Below are 18,184 nucleotides of genomic sequence, written 5' to 3'. Positions count from 1 at the left end.
CCGAATCCCGGCAGGGCGCCGCGGAAACCGGGCCCTCCCCGGGTAACTTCGTGGGGTGGACCATACGTCGAACGAGCAGCCGCTGAAGATCCTCCTCGGATGCGACACGTTCTCGCCCGACATCAACGGCGCCGCCCGGTTCGCCGAGCGGCTGGCCGCGGGCCTCGTGGAGCGTGGGCATGAGGTGCACGTCTCCGCGCCGAACACGCGCTACCGCCGCGCCGAGCCCCGATTCGAGACGATCGAGGGCCGCGAGCTCATGATGCACCGGCTGCCGTCGGTGCGCTGGCCGGGCCACGAGTGGCTCCGGTTCGTGTGGCCGTGGCGCTCCAAGCACTACGCGCGCGCCGTGCTCGACCGCGTGCGCCCCGACGTCGTGCACATCCAGTCGCACATCGTCATCGGCCGTGGCCTCGCGCGCGAGGCGCGCAAGCGCGGCATCCCGGTGATCGCGACGAACCACGTCATGCCCGAGAACATCGTGGACTCCACGATGCTGCCCGATGCGCTCAACCGCCTTCTCGTGAAGTGGGCGTGGGGCGACGCGAAGCGCACGTTCGACCTCACGGCCGCCGTGACCACGCCCACGCGCAAGGCGGCGGAGTTCCTCGAATCGACGATCGACATCGCCGGCGTCATCCCCATCAGCTGCGGCATCGACAAGTCGAAGTACACGCCCGATCTGTCGCCGCGCACCGAGAACCGCGTCGTGTTCGTCGGCCGCATCACCACCGAGAAGCACGTGGACGTGCTGCTGCGCGCCGTCGCCAAGCTCGACCCGGCCCTCGACGTGAAGCTAGACCTCGTCGGCGACGGCGATCAGCGACCCTCGCTCGAGAAGCTGGCCGAGGAGCTGGGGATCCGCGACCGGGTCACGTTCTTCGGGCACACCACCGACGAGGAGCTGCGTGCCGCGCTGACGCGCGCGAGCGTGTTCGCGATCGCGTCGATCGCCGAGTTGCAGTCGATCGCGACGATGGAGGCGATGGCGTCGGGCCTGCCCGTCGTGGCCGCCGACGCCGTGGCCCTGCCGCACCTCGTGCACGAGGGCGAGAACGGCTACCTCTTCCCGCCGGGCGATGTCGACGCGCTCGCCGCGCGGCTCACCGACGTGCTCACCGCCGATCCCGAGCAGCGCCGCCGCATGCAGGAGGCGTCGCTCGAGATGGTGCAGGCGCACGACATCAATCGCACGCTCGACACGTTCGAGGCGCTGTACCGCGGCGAGCCCCTGCCCGAGTAGGCCGCCGTGCACATCGTGATGTTCGCCGACCAGCACGTCGAGACGCTGGGCGGCGCGCAGGTGTCGACGCGGCTGCAGCGGCGGTACCTCGAGCGTGCGGGGCACACGGTGACGATCGTCGCGCCGCGGCGGCACGGCCCGCGCGCGGCGGTGAACGCCGCGGACCCGGCCTACGCCGACCTGCCGTCGATCCCCGTCACGGTGGACCTCGAGTACTCCTTCACCTGGCCGGGGCGGCGCTCGGACGACGCGGTGGAGCGCGCGCTCGCGTCGCGCCCGCACGCCGACGTCGTGCACGTGCAGGCCGACTTCTGGGGCGCCCTCCTCGGATACCGTTACGCGCGCCGGCACGGCCTGCCCGTGGTGCACACGATGCACAACCGGGTGGACGTGGGCCTGCGCGCCACCGCCCCGTTCCCCGAGCTCGTGCTGCGCGCGCTGAACGCGTGGCGCCGCCGCGTGATGCCGGGCAGCGGGCCCGGATCGGACGGCTGGGCCTATCTGCGCGGGCTCGCGAAGACGGCGTCGGCGGTCACGGCGCCCTCGCACCACTTCGCCCGGCGGCTCGAGCGGCACGGTGTCGCCGCGCGCGTCGACGCGATCTGGAACGGCATGGACGACGACGTGCTCGACAGGATGTCGACCGAGCGCGCCGCCCCGCGCCGCGACGGCGACGTGCCCGCGTTCGTGTGGATCGGGAGGATGAGCCCCGAGAAGCGGCTGCTTCCGTTCCTCGAGGCCGTCGCGCGCGCCGGCGCCCCGATGCGCGTCGAGGTGATCGGCGGCGGCGCCCAGCGCCGCGCGGCGCAGCGGATCGTGCGCCGCTACGGGCTCGACGAGACGGTGACGTTCCTCGGCGGCCTCCCCTACGAGCAGACCCTCGCCCGCATCCGCGCCGCCGATGCGCTCGTGCAGACCTCGATCGGCTTCGAGACGCAGGGCATGACGCCCTTCGAGGCGGCGGCGCTCGGCACGCCGTCGGTCATGAGCGATCCCGACATCGCCGCCGAGGTGGGCTCCGGCGTCTGGCACGTCGGCGAACCGGATCGCGCGGACGCGTCCGTCGACGCCCTCGCCGCGGCGCTGCGGCGGGCGTCGGCCGACATCCGGTCCGGATCGGCGCCCGCGCCCGACGCGGCGGTGCGGCAGCGGTTCCGTCAGTCCGCGAGCACGGCGGCGATGATCGAGGTCTACGAGCGCGTGCGCTGACCGGACCGTGGCGTCGGCGCTCTGCCACGCTGCGGCGGGATCCTGCCGTTGTGCCCCGGTGCGGCGGGGCGAGGCGGCGCCGTCGCCTACGGTGTGGCCATGACCGCACCCGCCGACATAGCCGCGCACTACCGCGCCAAGCTCGCCTTCGAGACCGACCCCGCCGACGTGCGCGCCGCGCAGAAGGCGGGCGAGCGCTTCGTCCTCGTCGACACCCGCTCCGCCGAGGCGTGGGCCCAGGGCCGGGCCGCGGGCGCCATCCACCTGCCCACCCGCGAGATCCCCGCGCGCGCGGCCGCCGACATCCCTGCCGGCACGCCCGTCGTCGTGTACTGCTGGAGCCCCGGCTGCAACGGCGGCGACAAGGCGGCGCTGGCCCTCGCCGAGCTCGGCTACGAGGTGAGGCTCATGATCGGCGGCTTCGAGTACTGGGCGCGCGAGGGCTATCCCGTCGTCAGCGGCGAGGGCGAGACGCGCTTCCCCGTCGATCCGCTCACCGGGGTCGTGCGGTGACCTCCTGTCAGCGGTGCGAGGGCGCCGAGGGGCCGTTCCTCGCATGCTCGTTCGGCTGCACGTGGTGCGCCGCGTGCGTCGCGACGTTCCCGGGTGGCCGCTGCCCGAACTGTCAGGGCGAGCTTGTGCGGATCTGAGCGGTCACCGGTCGCCACGAGGGGCGAGATCCGGGGGCTGCGACCAGTCGTCGGTGCCGAACACGCGCTGACCGTAGCCGTCGTTGGGCAGCAGCCACAGCGTGGCCGCGACGGCCGCGACGGAGACCGCGGCGAGGAGGATGCCGAGAAGAAGGTCCATGTCCGAAAAGCTACGGTTGTGCGGATCCGGCCACGAGTGGCAGACTCGACGCAATCCGTTCGATTCCTGCCACCACGACTGCCGCTGTCCGCAGGAATCCCGCCACCGGGAGGATCCATGATCAAGACCGTCGCCTGCATCGTGCTGGACGGCGCCGCCGTGTTCGAGTTCGGCGTGGTGTGCGAGGCCTTCGGGCTCGACCGCTCCGACCAGGGCGTGCCGACGTTCGACTTCCGTCCCGTGACGCCCGATCCCGGCCTGGTGCGCACGAAGATGGGGTTCTCGCTGCAGGTCGAGAACGACCTGTCGTTCGCCGACGAGGCCGACGTGGTCGTCGTCACGGCGACGCCCCGGCAGTACTGGGACGACGTGGACCCCCGCGTGGTCGACGTCGTGCGCCGCGCGGTCGACCGCGGCGCATGGGTGCTCAGCGTGTGCAGCGGCTCGTTCACCCTCGGCGCCGCGGGCGTGCTCGACGGGCGGCGCGCCACCACGCACTGGATGTACGCCGACGAGATGGCGCGGCGCTTCCCGCGGGCGACGATCGATCCGGACGTGCTCTACGTGCAGGACGGGCGCATCATCACGAGCGCCGGCACGGCGGCCGGCATCGACGCGTGCCTGCACCTGCTGCGCCAGGAGATCGGCGCCGAGCTGACGAACGTCGTCGCGCGGCGCATGGTCGTCGCCCCGCAGCGCGACGGCGGCCAGGCGCAGTTCATCCTGCACCCGCTGCCCGAGGCGCAGGGCATGTCGCTCTCCCCCACGCTGGACTGGGCGCTGGCGAACCTGAGCCGCGACCTCACGGTCGACGATCTGGCCGCCCACGCGCACATGTCGCCGCGGACGTTCGCCCGGCGGTTCCGCGCCGATCACGGCACGACTCCCGCCGCGTGGCTCGCCCGCCAGCGCGTGATGCACGCCCAGCGCCTGCTGGAGCGCACGGACTGGGGCCTCGACCGGATCGCCGCCGAGTGCGGCTTCGGATCCGCCGCCGTGCTGCGCCAGAACTTCGCCAGGGCGCTGGGCACGAGCCCCACGGCCTACCGCGCGCGGTTCGCGTGCACCCCCGCGGCGGAGGCCGCGGCGGGCCAGGCCGCGCCGGAGCTGGCCCTCGCCTGACCGGCTGCGGCCCGTCCCCCTCCGCGAGACAGCATTCCCGCGCCGAGACCGCGTGCAGACGCCGCTGTCTCGGCGCACAGTTGCTGTGTCGCGGGGACTGGTGGTTCCCCCCGGGCGGGTACGGTTGCTAAAGTTGAGTGAGTCGGACTCAAGTGCGCACGGATCATCGGAGGGGACATGGCGGATCAGCCGCAGCAGGAGGAGCAGACCGCTCTCGCGCAGTTCGGGATCAACCTCACCGAGCGCGCGCGGGCCGGCAAGCTCGACCCGGTCATCGGGCGCGACGCCGAGATCCGCCGCGTCAGCCAGGTGCTCACCCGGCGCACGAAGAACAACCCCGTGCTCATCGGCGAGCCCGGCGTCGGCAAGACCGCCGTCGTCGAGGGCCTCGCGCAGCGGATCGTCGCGGGCGACGTGGCCGAGAGCCTGAAGGGTCGCGAGCTCATCGCGCTCGACATCTCGGCGCTCGTGGCGGGCGCGATGTACCGCGGCCAGTTCGAGGAGCGGCTCAAGAACGTGCTCAAGGAGATCACCGAGTCGGAGGGCCGCGTGATCACCTTCATCGACGAGCTCCACGTGCTCATGGGTGCGGGCGGCGGCGAGGGATCCGTCGCCGCGGCGAACATGCTCAAGCCGATGCTCGCCCGCGGCGAGCTGCGCATGATCGGCGCCACCACGCTCAACGAGTACCGCGAGTTCATCGAGAAGGACGCGGCGCTCGAGCGCCGCTTCCAGCAGGTGTACGTCGGCGAGCCGAGCGTGGAGGACACCATCGCGATCCTGCGCGGGCTGAAGGAGCGCTACGAGGCGCACCACAAGGTCGCGATCGCGGACGGCGCCCTTGTCGCCGCCGCGTCGCTCAGCCACCGCTACCTGCCCAGCCGCCAGCTGCCCGACAAGGCGATCGATCTCATCGACGAGGCCGCCAGCCGGCTGCGCATGGAGATCGACTCCGCGCCCCTCGAGATCGACGAGCTGCGCCGGCACGTCGACCGCCTCAAGCTCGAGGAGCTTGCGCTCAAGAAGGAGAAGGACCCGGCCTCGCAGGAGCGGCTCGCGGCCCTGCGCGAGACCCTGGCCGAGAACGAGCAGCGCCTGGGCGAGCTGCAGGAGCGGTGGGAGGCGGAGCGCGCCTCGCTCAACAAGGTCGGCGACCTCAAGACGCGCCTCGACGCCGCGCGCGGCGAGGCCGAGCGCGCGCAGCGCGAGGGCGACCTCGAGCGGGCCTCGCGGCTGCTGTACGGCGAGATCCCGTCGCTCGAGCGCGAGCTGGCCGAGGCCGAGCGCGTGGAGCAGTCGGACGAGCGCATGGTGGGCGACCAGGTGACCGAGGAGGACATCGCAAGCGTCATCGCGGCCTGGACCGGCATCCCCGTCGGCCGGCTGATGCGCGGCGAGACCGAGAAGCTGCTGCACCTGGAGTCCGAGCTCGGGCGACGTCTCATCGGCCAGGAGGACGCGGTGCGCGCCGTGGCCGACGCCGTGCGCCGCTCGCGGGCCGGCATCAGCGATCCGAACCGGCCGACGGGATCGTTCCTCTTCCTCGGCCCGACGGGCGTGGGCAAGACCGAGCTCGCCAAGGCGCTCGCGGCGTTCCTCTTCGACGACGAGCAGGCGATGGTGCGCATCGACATGTCGGAGTACGGCGAGAAGCACTCCGTCAGCCGCCTCGTGGGCGCCCCTCCGGGATACGTCGGCTACGACCAGGGCGGCCAGCTCACCGAGGCCGTGCGCCGGCGCCCCTACAGCGTCGTGCTGCTCGACGAGGTCGAGAAGGCGCACCCCGAGGTGTTCGACGTGCTGCTGCAGGTGATGGACGACGGTCGCCTCACCGACGGCCAGGGCCGCACGGTCGACTTCAAGAACGTCATCCTCATCCTCACGTCGAACCTCGGCTCCCCCGTGCTCATCGATCCGACGCTCTCGCCCGAGTCCAAGCGCGAGCAGGTGATGCAGCTCGTGCACGCGGCGTTCAAGCCGGAGTTCATCAACCGCCTCGACGACATCGTGATGTTCCACGCGCTGGGGCAGGACGACCTCGCGCAGATCGTGGAGCTGCAGGTGGACCTGCTGCAGCGGCGCCTGTCGGATCGGCGCCTCACGCTCGCCGTCACGCCCGACGCCCGGGCCTGGCTGGCCGAGCGCGGCTACGACCCCGTGTTCGGCGCGCGCCCCCTGCGCCGGCTGATCCAGACCGAGATCCAGGATCGCCTGGCCCGCGCGATCCTGTCGGGCGGCGTGCACGACGGCGACGCCGTGCGCGTGGACGTGGCCGCGACCGGCGACGAGCTCGCGCTCACGAGCCAGGGCCCGACCGAGGCCTGATCTCCCCCGCCGAACCCGCCCTCCTTGCGCGAACCCGCCCCCGATCCGGCGCGGGTTCGCGGATCGGGGGCGGGTTCGGCGGCGTGCGCGCGGTCAGCTGCGGAGGGCCTCCGCGAGCTTGACGCGGCCGCCCATGCGCAGCAGCGAGTTCTCGTAGATCCGCGCGCCCAGCAGCACGATCGCGACGCACGTGGCGGCCATGATCCCGAGTGCGAGGATCGGCTCCCACCAGGCCGCCTCGTCGAAGTACAGGCGGATCGGCATCGCGATGGCCGCCGAGAACGGCACGTACGACATGACGGTCATGACCACCGGATTGTCGCCGAGGAACATCGGCAGGTACGACGGGATCATCACGAGCATCATGATGGGCGTGACGGTCGGGCTGATGTCCTCCTGGCGCGAGACCATGGCGCCCGCGGCGGCGAACATCGCCGACAGGATCGGGAAGCCGAACAGGAAGAACACGGCGAACCAGGCCATGGGGGCGCCGAAGTCGTTCAGCACGTCCGACTGACCGGTCACGGCCAGCGTGATGGTCGCCGCCGCGATGATGAGCAGGATCTGGCCCATCGAGAGCACGAGGTTGCCGAGCACCTTGCCGGCCAGCAGCACGCGGGCGGGGACCGTCGAGATGAGGATCTCGATGACGCGCGTCTGCTTCTCCTCCACGACGGCGGTGGAGATCGGCATCGCGAAGCTGAGCGCCGCGCCCATGAACACGAGGCCGAAGATCATCCCGAGGATGTAGCGCAGGAAGAACGGCACGTCCGAGTCGTCGAGCAGCGTGACCTCGGGCGCGACGGACAGCAGCGAGACGACGTCCGAGGGCGCCTCGGTCAGCGCCACCACCTCCATGCCGGTGGCCGAGTCCGGGCTCGCCGCGATGAGGGCGTCCACCTCGCCGTCGCGGACGAGCTGCTCGCCCTCCGCCCGGTCGGCCACCTCCGTGACCTCGAGGGCGTCGGTGTCGGGCAGGGTGGCGGCGACGTCCGCCGTGGCGGCCACGGGCGTGCCGCCGGACGTCGCGTTCACGATGCCCATCACGACGATGCCGCCGACGACGATGAGCAGCAGGATGAGCGTCGAGATGACGAACGACTTGCTGCGCAGGCGTCCCATGATGTCGCGCTCGGCGACGAGCCACGTGGACTGGGCGGGCGCGAGGGGCCGGGGTGCGGTGCTCACTGGATGACCTCCTTGAAGATCTGGGCGAGGGAGGGGCGCTGGGGGGTGAAGCTCGCCACGTCGCCGCGGGCGACGGCCTGCTGCAGCACGCGCTGGGCGGCGGTGGCGTCGGCGGCCTCGAACAGCGCGTAGCCGCCGTCGAAGTCGAGCACCTCGACGCCGGCCTCGTCGCGGATCCAGCCCGCGTCGCCGGACGAGACGAGCTCGTAGCGGCGGGTGGAGTGCTGCTCGCGCAGCGCCTCGCGCGATCCGGCGGCGCGCACGGCTCCCGCGGCGATGATGACGAGGTCGTCGCACAGGCGCTCGACGACGTCGAGCTGGTGCGACGAGAACAGCACCGCCGCGCCGCCGGCCGCGCGCTCCTGGAGCACGCCGGCGACGACGTCGACGGCCAGCGGGTCGAGGCCCGAGAACGGCTCGTCGAGGATGAGCACCTCGGGGTCGTGCACGAGGGCCGCGGCGATCTGCGCGCGCTGCTGGTTGCCGAGCGACAGCGCCTCGACGTTGTCGTTCAGGCGCTCCCCCAGGCCCAGCTGCTCCAGGATGTCCTGCGCCCGGCGGGTGGACTCCGCGCGGCCGTAGCCGTGCAGGCGGGCGAGGTAGGCGATCTGCTCGAGCACCTTCATCTTCGGGTAGAGGCCCCGCTCCTCCGGCATGTAGCCGAAGCGGCGGCGGTCGTCGGCGGTCAGCTCGACGCCGTCGAACGTGACGCTGCCGGCGTCGCGGGCGAGCAGGCCGAGCACGATCCGCATCGTCGTCGTCTTGCCGGCGCCGTTTCCGCCCACGAAACCGGTGAGGCGACCGGGCGCGACGTCGAACGTCACGCCGTCGAGCGCCCTCCGCTCCCCGTAGCTCTTGGTGATCCCCTGCAGTCGCAGCATGGTCATCCTTTCTCGGTGATGCGTCCAGGCTAGGAACGCCCCGGTGCGCGGCACATCCGCCGCGTGGGGGATTCCGGCCGCTCCCCCGCGGCCGCGCTCCCCCGGGCGGGGGAATAGATCCGAGCGACGAGAACTTGCACCTGAATGGATCGGCCGACCGGCCGAAGACCCCCTCCCGAGTACAGGAGCAATCAACCGTGACCAAGATCGGCTACATCGTCGGCAGCATCAGCAGCACCTCGATCAACCGCACGCTGGCCGAGGCCGTCGTGAAGCTCGCGCCGGAGGGCGTGGAGTTCGTCGAGATCCCGATCAGGGACCTGCCCTTCTACTCGCCCGACTACGACGCCGACTTCCCCCAGGTGGGCAAGGACTTCAAGGCCGCCATCGAGGCCGTCGAAGGCGTGCTCATCGTCACGCCCGAGTACAACCGCTCCATCCCCGGCGTGCTGAAGAACGCCATCGAGTGGTCGGCCCGCCCGTACGGCCAGATGTCGCTCAGCCGCAAGCCGGTGGCCGTGCTCGGTGGCTCGCAGGGCGGCATCGCCACCGCCGCCGCGCAGCAGCACCTCAAGGCCGTGCTCTCGCACGTCGACGCCATCGTGATGGGCCAGCCCGAGGGCTTCATCCAGCTCACCCCGGGCCTCATCGACGAGAACCGCGAGATCACGAACGAGGGCACCAAGGCGTTCCTGCAGGGCTACCTCGACACGTTCCTGGGCCTCGTCGCCCGCGTGCAGAAGGCCAACGCCTGACACGCACCCACTCGCGAGCGCCCCGCGGCCCGGCACCGACCTCGGTGCGGCCCGGGGCGCTTCCGCGTGCGGGGCTTCCGCGTGCGGGCTTCCGCGTGCGGGCTTCCGCGTGCGGGCTTCCGCGTGCGGGCTTCCGCGTGCGGCTCAGGCGAGGCCGTGGCGATGGGCGTAGACCACCGCGGCGACGCGGTCGCGCACGCCGAGCTTGAGCAGGATGTTCGACACGTGCGTCTTGACGGTCGCCTCGCCGATGTAGAGCCGAGCAGCGATCTCGGCGTTGCTGAGGGCCTGCGCCAGCAGCCGCAGCACCTCCGCCTCGCGGTCGGTGAGGTCGACGGCGGTGAGGTCGACGCCCGGCGGCGCGCTCGCCGGGGCCGTGGACGGCGCGGTCGTAGATGGCGCGGGCGCCGCGGTCGCGAACCGCTCGATCACGCGGCGCGTGACCTCGGGCGCCAGCAGCGCGTCGCCCGCCGCCACGACGCGCACGGCGCTCACGAGCTCCTCGGGACCGGCGTTCTTCAGGAGGAACCCGCTGGCCCCGGCGTCGAGCGCCGCGAAGAGGTAGTCGTCGCGGTCGAACGTGGTCACGATGAGCACGCGCGGCGGCGGAGCGTCGGCGGCCGACGCCTCGGCGAGGATGAGGCGCGTCGCCTCGATGCCGTCCAGGTCGGGCATCTGCACGTCCATGAGGATGACGTCGGGCCGCATGCTGCCCACGGCATCCACCGCCTCGCGTCCGGTCGCGGCCTCGCCCGCGACCTCGACGCCGGAGGCCGCGAGGATCGTGCGGAAGCCCATCCGCATGGCGGCGTGATCGTCGACGATCAGCACGCGCGTCACGCGGCGCTCCCCTGCTCGCCGCGCGTGACCGGCACGCGCACGCGGACGAGGTACCCCGTGCGCTCGAGGCCGCCGGCGGCGTGACGGGGGCCCAACTGCAGCGTGCCGCCGCAGGCCGTGGCGCGCTCGCGCATGCCGAGCTGCCCGATCCCCGGGCGCGCGCCCGAGCGCACCCATCCCGTGTTCGCGATCTCCAGCTCGACGGCGTCGGGCTCGTAGCGCAGCCGCACGTCGGCGGTGACGTCGGGACCGCCGTGACGACGCGCATTCGTGAGGGCCTCCTGCGCGATGCGGTACAGGTTCACGTGCACGAGATCCGAGACCTCGACCGGCTCGCCGACCACGGTGAACCGCGTGGGCGTGCCCGCCGCCGTCATGGCGCGGGCCAGCTCCTCCAGGCCGGAGAGCCGCAGGGCCGAGGGCGCCTCGCGCGCCTCGCGCGCCTCGTCCTCGGGGCTGCGGAGCGTGTCGAGCAGGTGGTGCAGCTCATCGATCGCCGAACGCGCCGAGTCCTCGATGCCGCGGAGCATTCCCTCCGCGGCATGCGGATCCGTCTCGAGCACCGTGCGCGCCGCCCCGGCCTGCACGCCCATGACCGACACGTGGTGGCCGACGACGTCGTGCAGCTCGCGCGCGATCCGCACGCGGTCCAGCGCCACCGCCTGCGCGGCCGAGAGCTCGCGTTCCTCCTCGAGCCGGGCGGCCAGCGCGCTGAGCGCCTGCCGGTCGAGGGCCGCGCGGTACGCGTGGTCGCCCAGGAACCAGGCGCCGCCGAAGTACGCCGCGTTGATGAGCCACTGGATGAGCATGAAGGCGACGAGCGGCGAGAAGGCGCCCGCGTACAGGTCCGGATCGTCCGAGGCCTCGCCCGTGACGGCGAGGAAGGTGGTCACGAGCATCCACACGAACATCGCGATGACGATCCCCGTGCGCGCCCAGAACGCGCGGCGACGGTCGTTCAGCCACGCGCCGATCGTGTAGATCGCGATGAACATGGCCACATTGCTCGCGAACGCCTCGGGCACATAGGCGGTCACGCCCACGAAGTAGGCCGCGCAGATGACCACGGCGACGGCAACGGGGTACCGCCGGCGCAGCGCGAGCGGCAGCGTCGTGCCGATGGCGAGCGGGATCGTCCACACGACGTCGGCGGTCCGCTCGCCGTAGAACTGCGAGATGGACGAGAGCGCCCCGCTCACGATCGCGGCGACGAACATCGTCCCCGCGAGCACGAGGTCCATGCGCAGCTGCTGCCGCGTCGGTCCGGTCCTGCGCGCCGAGTCGGCCGGCGCCGCGGGGGCGCCGACGGGCGCGTCCTGTACTGCCGTCATCCCTTCACCGTACGGGGCCGCTCGGCCGGGATCCTCCCCCGCGCGACGGATCCGCGGGCCGAAGCACCGGGCGGGCTCAGCCGAAGATCATCGGGACGTCGGCGTCGTCCTCGTCCACGGGGAAGTCGAGATCGACGACGACGGGCACGTGGTCGCTCGGCTGCACGCCCTTGCGCTCCTCGAGGTGGATGGCGGCGCCGGCCGCCGCGTCGGCGAGGGCGCGCGAGCCGAGGATGAAGTCGATGCGCAGGCCCTGGTTGCGGGGGAACTTCAGCTGCTTGTAGTCCCAGTACGTGAAGCCCTCGGGCACGAACGGCCGCACGACATCGCGCAGGCCGGCGTCCTCCAGCGCGCGGAACGCCTCGCGCTCGGCGGGCGAGACGTGGGTGGAGGCGCCCTCGACGACCGCGGGGTCGCCGTTGTCGGCGTCGGTCGGGGCGATGTTGAAGTCGCCCACGAGCGCGAGCGGCAGATCTGGATCGGCGGCGAGGGCACCCGCCGTGTACTGCCGCAGCGCCTCGAGCCAGCGCAGCTTGTACGCGTAGTGCGGGTCGGCGAGCGTGCGGCCGTTGGGCACGTAGAGGCTCCACACCCGCACGCCGTTCACGGTCGCGCCGATCGCGCGCGCCTCCTGCGGGGCGTCGTCGCCGTCGTGCCCCTTCAGGAAGCCGGGCATGCCGTCGAAGGCATACTCCACGTCCTCGATCGGCTCGCGGCTGGCGATCGCGACGCCGTTCCACTGGTTCAGACCGTGTGCCTCGACGTGATACCCGGCGGCCTCGAACGCCTCGTACGGGAACTGCTCGGGCTTGCACTTGATCTCCTGCATCGCCAGCACGTCGACGTGCTCGCGATCCGCGAAGCCCACGATGCGATCCACGCGGGCGCGGATCGAGTTCACATTCCAGGTGGCCAGGCGCATGGCTCCCAGCCTAATCGGCGTCCCCGACGCCGCATCGCGCCGCCCGCGGCGCGGCCGGCCCGCGCGCTCCCTAGACTGGGGCGCATGGCCGCACCCGCATCCACGCCCGAGCTCGAAGCCGACCGTCAGCAGCTCATCGAGCTCATCAAGGCGGAGGCGGTGTTCCACGGCGACTTCACGCTCTCGAGCGGCAAGAAGGCCACGTACTACGTGGACATGCGCAAGCTCACGCTCGACCACCGCGCCGCCCCGGCGATCGGCCGCATCATGCGCGACCTCATCGCCGACATCGACGGCGTCGTGGCGGTCGGCGGCCTCACGCTCGGCGCCGACCCGATCGCGAACGCCGTGATGCATGCCTCGGCCGGCACGGATCGGCCGCTCGACGCGTTCGTCGTGCGCAAGGAGCCGAAGGACCACGGCCGCGGCCGCCAGATCGAGGGCGCGGAAGTCGAGGGCAGGCGCGTCGTCGTGCTCGAGGACACCTCCACCACGGGGCAGTCCGCCCTGAAGGCCGTCGAGGCGCTGCGCCGCGCGGGCGCGGAGGTGCTCGCGGTCGCCGTGATCGTCGACCGCAAGACCGGCGCGCAGGCGGCCGTCGAGGCCGAGGGCCTGGAGTGGCGCGCCGCGATCGACCTCGACGACCTGGGACTCGAGCCGCAGTGAGCGCCGTCGCCCTGGGCGTGGACCTCGGCGGGACCAAGGTCGAGGCGGCGCTCGTCGCCGCCGACGGCAGCGTCCTGCCCGGCACGCGCCATCGCAGGGCGACGGGCCGCGACATCACCTCGCACGGGCTGCGCGAGGCCGTCTCGGCCGTCGTCGGCCAGGCGCTCGCCCACCTCCCCGTCGACGCGGACTTCGCCGGCGCCGGCATCGGATCGGCCGGACCCATCGACCTGGACGCCGGCACGATCGCGCCGGTGAACATGCCGGGCGCGCACGGCTTCGCGATCGTCGACGCGGTGCGCGACGCCGTGATCGGGGCGACCGGTCTGCCCGACGCCGAGGTGCGCCTGCGGCACGACGGCGGCTGTCTCGCGCTCGCGGAATCGTGGATCGGCGCGGCGGCCGGATCGCGCGCCTCGCTGTCGATCGTCGTCTCGACGGGCGTGGGCGGCGGGATCGTCGTCGAGGGGCGCCCGGTCGGCGGGGCGAGCGGCAACGCGGGGCACCTGGGCCAGACGCACGTCGACGGGGCGACGACCGAGGAGAGCGCATCGGGGCCGCACACCGTCCGCTGGGCGCGTGAGCAGGGCTGGACGGGCGAGACCGGCGAGGACCTCGCGCGATCCGCCGCCGCCGGCGACGCGGTCGCGCGCGGGGCGATCGAGCGATCGGCGCGCGCCGTGGGCCGCGCGCTCGCGGATGCGACGACGCTGCTCGACCTCGAGGTCATCGCCATCAGCGGGGGTTTCTCGCGCGTCTCGGCCGACTACGTCGACCTCGTCGCGGCGGCGCTGCGCGAGGCGGCCGCGCTCCCCTACGCCCGCGCGACGCGCGTGGTCCGCAGCGCGCTCGGCGACGAGGGCCCGCTCGTCGGCGCCGCCGCCCTCGTGCTGCGCTGAGCGCCGGCGCCCCCGGTCGCCGAGAATCCACCTGCGCGCCGACAATCCCGTTGCGCACGGATTCCCGGCGCGTGGATGGATTCTCGCGGATCGCGGCTACTTGTCGCGGTTGCGCCACCACTGCATCACGAACACCACCAGCGTGCCGCCGATGCACAGCACGGCGACGGCGAACAGCAGATCGCGCGCGTCCATGATCCCCCTCCGGTCGGGGCCGGTCAGACCCCGGCGTCCAGCTCCGCGCCGCCGTCGCCCTCGATCGAGGGATCGAGCAGGTCGGCGACCGAGTCGACGATCTCGTCGGGCCGGAACGGGTAGCGCTCGATCGACGACGGCGTGCTGATGCCCGTGAGCACGAGCACCGTGTGCAGGCCGGCCTCGATCCCCGCGACGATGTCGGTGTCCATGCGGTCGCCGATCATGCCCGTGTTCTCGCTGTGCGCGCCGATCCGATTGAGCGCCGAGCGGAACATCATCGGGTTCGGCTTGCCCACGATGTACGGCTGCTTGCCGGTGGCCGCCGTGATGAGCGCGTTGATGGCGCCGGTGGCGGGCAGCACGCCCTGCGCGCTCGGGCCCGTCGCATCGGGGTTGGTGGAGATGAACCGCGCTCCCCCGTTGATGAGCCGCACGGCCTTCGTGAGCGCCTCGAACGAGTAGTTGCGGGTCTCCCCCACCACCACGTAGTCGGGATCGGACTCCGTCATGATGAACCCGGCCTCGTGCATGGCTGTGAGGATGCCCGCCTCGCCGATGACGAACGCCGTGCCGCCGGGGCTCTGCGACTTGAGGAACGCCGCCGTCGCGAGCGCGCTCGTCCAGATGTTCTGCTCGGGCACCTCGATGCCCGAGTTGCGCAGCCGCGCCGAGAGGTCGCGGGGCGTGAAGATCGAGTTGTTCGTGAGCACGAGGAACGGCGTGCCCGTCTCGCGCCACTGCGTCAGCAGCTCCCGGGCGCCGGGGACGGGCTGGTCCTCGTGCACGAGGACGCCGTCCATGTCGGTCAGCCAGCACTCGATTCCGTCGCGTCGCGCCATGTGGCCAGCCTATTCCGCGCGGCCGCCGTGCGCTCCCCGGCAGCGCGCCGTGCCGATCCGGGCACGCGCCGGGGATATGTTCGGAGGGTGATCGCCCGCGAACGTCCGTCGTGGGATCCCGCGCGCCTGCCGGACCAGTCCGGACGCACGTTCCTCATCACGGGCGGCAACAAGGGGCTCGGCTACTTCGCCGCCGAGCAGCTGGCGGGCGCCGGCGCGCACGTCATCCTGAGCGGGCGCAACCCGAATCGCCTCGCCGCGGCCCACGACGCCCTCGAGGCCCGCGTGCCCGGCGCGTCGGTCGAGACGCTGCTGCTCGACGTCGCGAATCCTGGATCGATCCGCGCGGCGGCGGCCTCGGTGCGCGGCGGCCTGTTCCAGCGCGGGCGCCTCGACGGCGTGCTGCTGAACGCGGGGATCGTGCACACGCCGCGCACGCGCGAGCTGACGCGAGACGGCCGCGAGCTCGTGATCGCCACCAACGCCCTCGGGCACTTCGTGCTCGCCGCGGAGCTGCTCGTGACGCTCGCGAAGACCGCGGCGCGCGGGAGTGACGTCCGGATCGTCTGGCTCGGCAGCGTCTCCACGCGGATGGGGGCGTATGACCCGACCGACATGCAGCTGGAGCGCGAGTACGCGGCGTGGCGCGCCTACGTGCAGTCGAAGGTCGTCGTCCAGGCGCTGGGGCTCGAGGCCGACGCGCGGCTGAGGGCCGCCGACGTGCCGGTGGCGAGCGTCGTGGCGCACCCCGGCTACTCGATCGGCGGGCGGACCCCCACCGTGCACGGGGTGAATCAGCCGAGCCGCTGGAAGCGCGTGCGCGACGCGCTGCAGGCGCCCATCGCGCAGAGCAAGGAGCGCGGCGCGTGGGCGCCGGTGCGCGCGCTCATCGATCCGCGCGTGCGGGGCGGGGAGTACTGGGGCCCGCGCTTCGTCACGCGCGGCGCGCCGGTGCGGCAGACGCCTTCGGCGACCTCGAGCGATCCCGAGATCCGCCGCCGGGTGTGGGAGGAGTGCGAGCGCCTCACCCGCAGCGAGTGGCCGTTCGCGAGGGCGGCCCGCGCGGCGCGCTGAGCGCGGCCGCGCGGGCGCATCCCGCGGGCTACGCGTCGCGGCGGTGCATGACGGCGGCACCGCCGGCGAAGGCCGCCGCCACCCACGCGATCGTGACCGCGAGGTCGGTCAGGTACTCGCCCGTGAGGCCGCCGGTCGTGTCGGGCAGCACCTGGATGGTCGTGCCGAGCAGGTACTCCGAGACGCGGTGGGCCCACTCCCACGGCAGCGTGGCCATGATCATCGGCAGCACGAACAGGAAGACGAAGGTGAGCGTGATCGACCACGTCTCCGAGCGCAGCATGGCCGAGAGGCCGAGCCCGAAGACGCCGGCCAGGGCCGTGCCCAACGCGAGGCCGAGCACGGGAAGCACGAGATCCGCGAGCACGTCGGGCGCGTTCGTGGGCATGCCGAAGGAGGCATAGATGGCGGCGCACGCGGCGAGGCAGAGGGCGAAGCCGACCGCCGCGAAGGCGAACAGCGTCGCCCCGACCACGACGGCCTTGGCGGCGAGGGTGGAGACGCGGCGGGGCGCGGCCGCCAGCTGCGTGCGCAGCGAGCCGGTGGCGTGCTCCTTGGCGTACGCGGCCGCGCCGAGCACCACGCCCACCGCGATCGCGACGATGTAGCCGTTGACGATGGCCATCGGCAGCGGCGGCACGGCCTCCATCGGCATGGGGAACTCGGCCTGATTGGTGGACACGCCGAACATGAAGGCCATGCCCGCGGTGAGGGCGAAGGCCAGCGCGGCTCCGACCCACAGCGACACGTGCGTGCCGCGCAGGCTGGTGAGGGCGATCCACTCGGCCTTCACGAGGCCGCCGAACGTGAGGCGGGAGGCCGTGGCGGGGGTGTGCGGCGTCTGGACGGGGGCGGCGGATGTGAGGGATGACATCGTCATATGCCTTTCGGGGAATCCAGCTCAGGCGGCGACGGCGGCGGCGTCGCTGCGGTACTCGGTGGCCTCGCCGGTGAGCGCGAGGTAGGCCTCCTCGAGGGAGGCCGAGACGGGCGTGAGCTCGTCGAGCTCGAGGCCGGCCTCGGCGGCGATGCGCGCGATGCGCCGCGGCGGCACGCCGGCGATCTCGAGGGCGCCGTCGGCTTCGGGCGGGACGGACACGCCATCCGCGCCGAGCAGCGAGGCCAGGGCGGCGGCGTCCGAGACGCGCACGCGCGTGACCTCGCGGCGTGCGGCGGCGAGGAACTCGGCGATCGGGGCGTCGGCGAGCACGCGGCCCCGGCCGAGCACGATGATGTGGTCGGCCGTCTGCGCCATCTCGCTCATGAGGTGCGACGAGATGAACACCGTGCGGCCCTCGGCCGCGCGCGCCCGCGCGAAGCCGCGCACCCAGTGCACGCCCTCGGGGTCGAGGCCGTTCACGGGCTCGTCGAAGATGAGCACCTGCGGGTCGCCCAGCATCGTCGCGGCGATCCCGAGGCGCTGGTGCATGCCCAGCGAGAATCCGCCGATCCGCCGTCGCGCCACGGACTCGATGCCCGTCAGCTCGAGCACCTCCCTCACGCGCGAGCGGGAGATGCCGTTCGTCGCGGCGAGCATGCGCAGGTGCGCCTCGGCGGTGCGGCCGGGGTGCACGGCCTTCGCGTCGAGCAGTGCGCCGGCCTGGCGCATGGGATCGGCGTGCTCCGCGAACGGACGGCCGCCCACGGTCGTGCGCCCGGACGTGGGGCGGTCGAGCCCCATGATCATGCGCATCGTGGTCGACTTGCCGGCGCCGTTCGGGCCGAGAAAGCCGGTCACCTGCCCGGGCCTGGCGACGAACGAGACGTCGTCGACCGCCGTGTGGGCGCCGAAGCGCTTCGTGAGGTTCTCTGCCGTGATCATGGGCCTCACGCTACGGGGCCGGGCGGGGCCGGTGCATCGGCGCACGGGACCATCCCGCAT

Annotated in this window: 19 protein-coding genes; 10 read left to right on the top strand and 9 right to left on the bottom strand. The window is 72.8% G+C overall.

Annotation, left to right across the window (positions count from 1 at the left end):
• Nucleotides 1-55: 55 nt before the first annotated feature.
• The 4 genes from ACWDR7_RS00290 to ACWDR7_RS00275 all read left to right on the top strand — a co-directional run bounded on the left by ACWDR7_RS00290 (nt 56) and on the right by ACWDR7_RS00275 (nt 3,102).
• Nucleotides 56-1,243 (top strand): glycosyltransferase, encoded by a 1,188-nt coding sequence (locus ACWDR7_RS00290; RefSeq protein ID WP_449852947.1) that lies wholly within the window; start codon nt 56-58, stop codon nt 1,241-1,243.
• A gap of 6 nt (nt 1,244-1,249) precedes the next feature.
• Nucleotides 1,250-2,452 (top strand): glycosyltransferase, encoded by a 1,203-nt coding sequence (locus ACWDR7_RS00285; protein ID WP_449852946.1) that lies wholly within the window; start codon nt 1,250-1,252, stop codon nt 2,450-2,452.
• Between the two features lie 99 nt (nt 2,453-2,551).
• Nucleotides 2,552-2,965 (top strand): rhodanese-like domain-containing protein, encoded by a 414-nt coding sequence (locus ACWDR7_RS00280; protein WP_449852945.1) that lies wholly within the window; start codon nt 2,552-2,554, stop codon nt 2,963-2,965.
• The gene (locus tag ACWDR7_RS00275) at nt 2,962-3,102 is read left to right on the top strand and encodes a DUF1272 domain-containing protein (RefSeq protein ID WP_449852944.1); all 141 of its coding nucleotides are present in this window, start codon (nt 2,962-2,964) and stop codon (nt 3,100-3,102) included. Before ACWDR7_RS00280 ends, ACWDR7_RS00275 begins: the two co-directional genes overlap by 4 nt.
• Before the next feature lie 4 nt (nt 3,103-3,106).
• Here the strand turns inward: ACWDR7_RS00275 and ACWDR7_RS00270 are convergent, their stop codons facing one another.
• Nucleotides 3,107-3,262 (bottom strand): hypothetical protein, encoded by a 156-nt coding sequence (locus ACWDR7_RS00270; protein ID WP_449852943.1) that lies wholly within the window; start codon nt 3,260-3,262, stop codon nt 3,107-3,109.
• Between the two features lie 117 nt (nt 3,263-3,379).
• Here ACWDR7_RS00270 and ACWDR7_RS00265 point away from each other — a divergent pair, with 117 nt between their 5' ends.
• Together ACWDR7_RS00265 and ACWDR7_RS00260 are read left to right on the top strand one after the other, a co-directional pair.
• A complete protein-coding gene (locus tag ACWDR7_RS00265) occupies nt 3,380-4,384 on the top strand; it encodes a GlxA family transcriptional regulator (RefSeq protein WP_449852942.1) in 1,005 nt (334 codons plus the stop codon).
• Nucleotides 4,385-4,561: 177 nt separating this feature from the next.
• Entirely contained in the window at nt 4,562-6,709 is a 2,148-nt protein-coding gene (locus tag ACWDR7_RS00260) for an ATP-dependent Clp protease ATP-binding subunit (RefSeq protein ID WP_449852941.1), read from the top strand.
• 93 nt (nt 6,710-6,802) lie between these two features.
• Here ACWDR7_RS00260 and ACWDR7_RS00255 read toward each other — a convergent pair whose 3' ends face one another.
• Together ACWDR7_RS00255 and ACWDR7_RS00250 are read right to left on the bottom strand one after the other, a co-directional pair.
• The gene (locus tag ACWDR7_RS00255; protein WP_449852940.1) at nt 6,803-7,897 is read right to left on the bottom strand and encodes an ABC transporter permease; all 1,095 of its coding nucleotides are present in this window, start codon (nt 7,895-7,897) and stop codon (nt 6,803-6,805) included.
• On the bottom strand, nt 7,894-8,778 hold the full coding sequence (locus ACWDR7_RS00250) for an ABC transporter ATP-binding protein (RefSeq protein ID WP_449852939.1): 885 nt from the start codon (nt 8,776-8,778) through the stop codon (nt 7,894-7,896). Before ACWDR7_RS00250 ends, ACWDR7_RS00255 begins: the two co-directional genes overlap by 4 nt.
• A gap of 197 nt (nt 8,779-8,975) precedes the next feature.
• On the opposite strand from ACWDR7_RS00250, the gene ACWDR7_RS00245 reads away from it, so the two are divergent.
• On the top strand, nt 8,976-9,533 hold the full coding sequence (locus tag ACWDR7_RS00245) for an NADPH-dependent FMN reductase (RefSeq protein WP_449852938.1): 558 nt from the start codon (nt 8,976-8,978) through the stop codon (nt 9,531-9,533).
• Nucleotides 9,534-9,677: 144 nt separating this feature from the next.
• Here ACWDR7_RS00245 and ACWDR7_RS00240 read toward each other — a convergent pair whose 3' ends face one another.
• From ACWDR7_RS00240 to ACWDR7_RS00230, 3 genes are all read right to left on the bottom strand, one after another.
• Nucleotides 9,678-10,373, bottom strand: a complete 696-nt coding sequence (locus ACWDR7_RS00240) for a response regulator (protein WP_449852937.1) — start codon at nt 10,371-10,373, stop codon at nt 9,678-9,680.
• Nucleotides 10,370-11,704, bottom strand: a complete 1,335-nt coding sequence (locus ACWDR7_RS00235) for a sensor histidine kinase (RefSeq protein WP_449852936.1) — start codon at nt 11,702-11,704, stop codon at nt 10,370-10,372. Before ACWDR7_RS00235 ends, ACWDR7_RS00240 begins: the two co-directional genes overlap by 4 nt.
• Nucleotides 11,705-11,780: 76 nt before the next feature.
• Nucleotides 11,781-12,626 (bottom strand): exodeoxyribonuclease III, encoded by an 846-nt coding sequence (locus tag ACWDR7_RS00230; protein WP_449852935.1) that lies wholly within the window; start codon nt 12,624-12,626, stop codon nt 11,781-11,783.
• A gap of 84 nt (nt 12,627-12,710) precedes the next feature.
• On the opposite strand from ACWDR7_RS00230, the gene pyrE reads away from it, so the two are divergent.
• Both pyrE and ACWDR7_RS00220 read left to right on the top strand, forming a co-directional pair.
• A complete protein-coding gene (pyrE, locus tag ACWDR7_RS00225; protein WP_449852934.1) occupies nt 12,711-13,292 on the top strand; it encodes an orotate phosphoribosyltransferase in 582 nt (193 codons plus the stop codon).
• Nucleotides 13,289-14,191 (top strand): ROK family protein, encoded by a 903-nt coding sequence (locus tag ACWDR7_RS00220; RefSeq protein ID WP_449852933.1) that lies wholly within the window; start codon nt 13,289-13,291, stop codon nt 14,189-14,191. Before pyrE ends, ACWDR7_RS00220 begins: the two co-directional genes overlap by 4 nt.
• 218 nt (nt 14,192-14,409) lie before the next feature.
• On the opposite strand, the gene ACWDR7_RS00215 is transcribed toward ACWDR7_RS00220, so the two are convergent.
• A complete protein-coding gene (locus ACWDR7_RS00215; protein ID WP_449852932.1) occupies nt 14,410-15,228 on the bottom strand; it encodes an HAD-IIA family hydrolase in 819 nt (272 codons plus the stop codon).
• Nucleotides 15,229-15,315: 87 nt separating this feature from the next.
• Between ACWDR7_RS00215 and ACWDR7_RS00210 the strand changes: the two genes are divergently transcribed.
• Nucleotides 15,316-16,302 carry an SDR family NAD(P)-dependent oxidoreductase gene (locus ACWDR7_RS00210; RefSeq protein ID WP_449852931.1) on the top strand — a complete coding sequence of 329 codons (987 nt, stop codon included), beginning with the start codon at nt 15,316-15,318 and terminating at the stop codon, nt 16,300-16,302.
• A 28-nt stretch (nt 16,303-16,330) separates the two neighbouring features.
• Here the strand turns inward: ACWDR7_RS00210 and ACWDR7_RS00205 are convergent, their stop codons facing one another.
• Together ACWDR7_RS00205 and ACWDR7_RS00200 are read right to left on the bottom strand one after the other, a co-directional pair.
• Nucleotides 16,331-17,176 (bottom strand): hypothetical protein, encoded by an 846-nt coding sequence (locus ACWDR7_RS00205; RefSeq protein ID WP_449852930.1) that lies wholly within the window; start codon nt 17,174-17,176, stop codon nt 16,331-16,333.
• 27 nt (nt 17,177-17,203) lie between these two features.
• Nucleotides 17,204-18,124: an ABC transporter ATP-binding protein gene (locus ACWDR7_RS00200; protein ID WP_449852929.1), complete on the bottom strand. Its 921-nt coding sequence runs from the start codon at nt 18,122-18,124 to the stop codon at nt 17,204-17,206.
• Nucleotides 18,125-18,184 lie beyond the last annotated feature (60 nt).

Source organism: Microbacterium sp. NPDC003461 (assembly GCF_053588335.1).
Note: the sequence above shows the minus strand (reverse complement) of the source record. Positions and strands in the feature narration are given on the sequence as shown.

What these genes read in the sequence shown, in the direction of transcription:
- ACWDR7_RS00280 (WP_449852945.1), top strand. Translation starts at nt 2,552, where the DNA reads ATGACCGCACCCGCCGACATAGCCGCGCACTACCGCGCCAAGCTCGCC.
- ACWDR7_RS00270 (WP_449852943.1), bottom strand. Translation starts at nt 3,262, where the DNA reads ATGGACCTTCTTCTCGGCATCCTCCTCGCCGCGGTCTCCGTCGCGGCC.
- ACWDR7_RS00265 (WP_449852942.1), top strand. Translation starts at nt 3,380, where the DNA reads ATGATCAAGACCGTCGCCTGCATCGTGCTGGACGGCGCCGCCGTGTTC.
- ACWDR7_RS00260 (WP_449852941.1), top strand. Translation starts at nt 4,562, where the DNA reads ATGGCGGATCAGCCGCAGCAGGAGGAGCAGACCGCTCTCGCGCAGTTC.
- ACWDR7_RS00250 (WP_449852939.1), bottom strand. Translation starts at nt 8,778, where the DNA reads ATGCTGCGACTGCAGGGGATCACCAAGAGCTACGGGGAGCGGAGGGCG.
- ACWDR7_RS00235 (WP_449852936.1), bottom strand. Translation starts at nt 11,704, where the DNA reads ATGACGGCAGTACAGGACGCGCCCGTCGGCGCCCCCGCGGCGCCGGCC.
- ACWDR7_RS00230 (WP_449852935.1), bottom strand. Translation starts at nt 12,626, where the DNA reads ATGCGCCTGGCCACCTGGAATGTGAACTCGATCCGCGCCCGCGTGGAT.
- pyrE (WP_449852934.1), top strand. Translation starts at nt 12,711, where the DNA reads ATGGCCGCACCCGCATCCACGCCCGAGCTCGAAGCCGACCGTCAGCAG.
- ACWDR7_RS00215 (WP_449852932.1), bottom strand. Translation starts at nt 15,228, where the DNA reads ATGGCGCGACGCGACGGAATCGAGTGCTGGCTGACCGACATGGACGGC.
- ACWDR7_RS00205 (WP_449852930.1), bottom strand. Translation starts at nt 17,176, where the DNA reads ATGTCATCCCTCACATCCGCCGCCCCCGTCCAGACGCCGCACACCCCC.
- ACWDR7_RS00200 (WP_449852929.1), bottom strand. Translation starts at nt 18,124, where the DNA reads ATGATCACGGCAGAGAACCTCACGAAGCGCTTCGGCGCCCACACGGCG.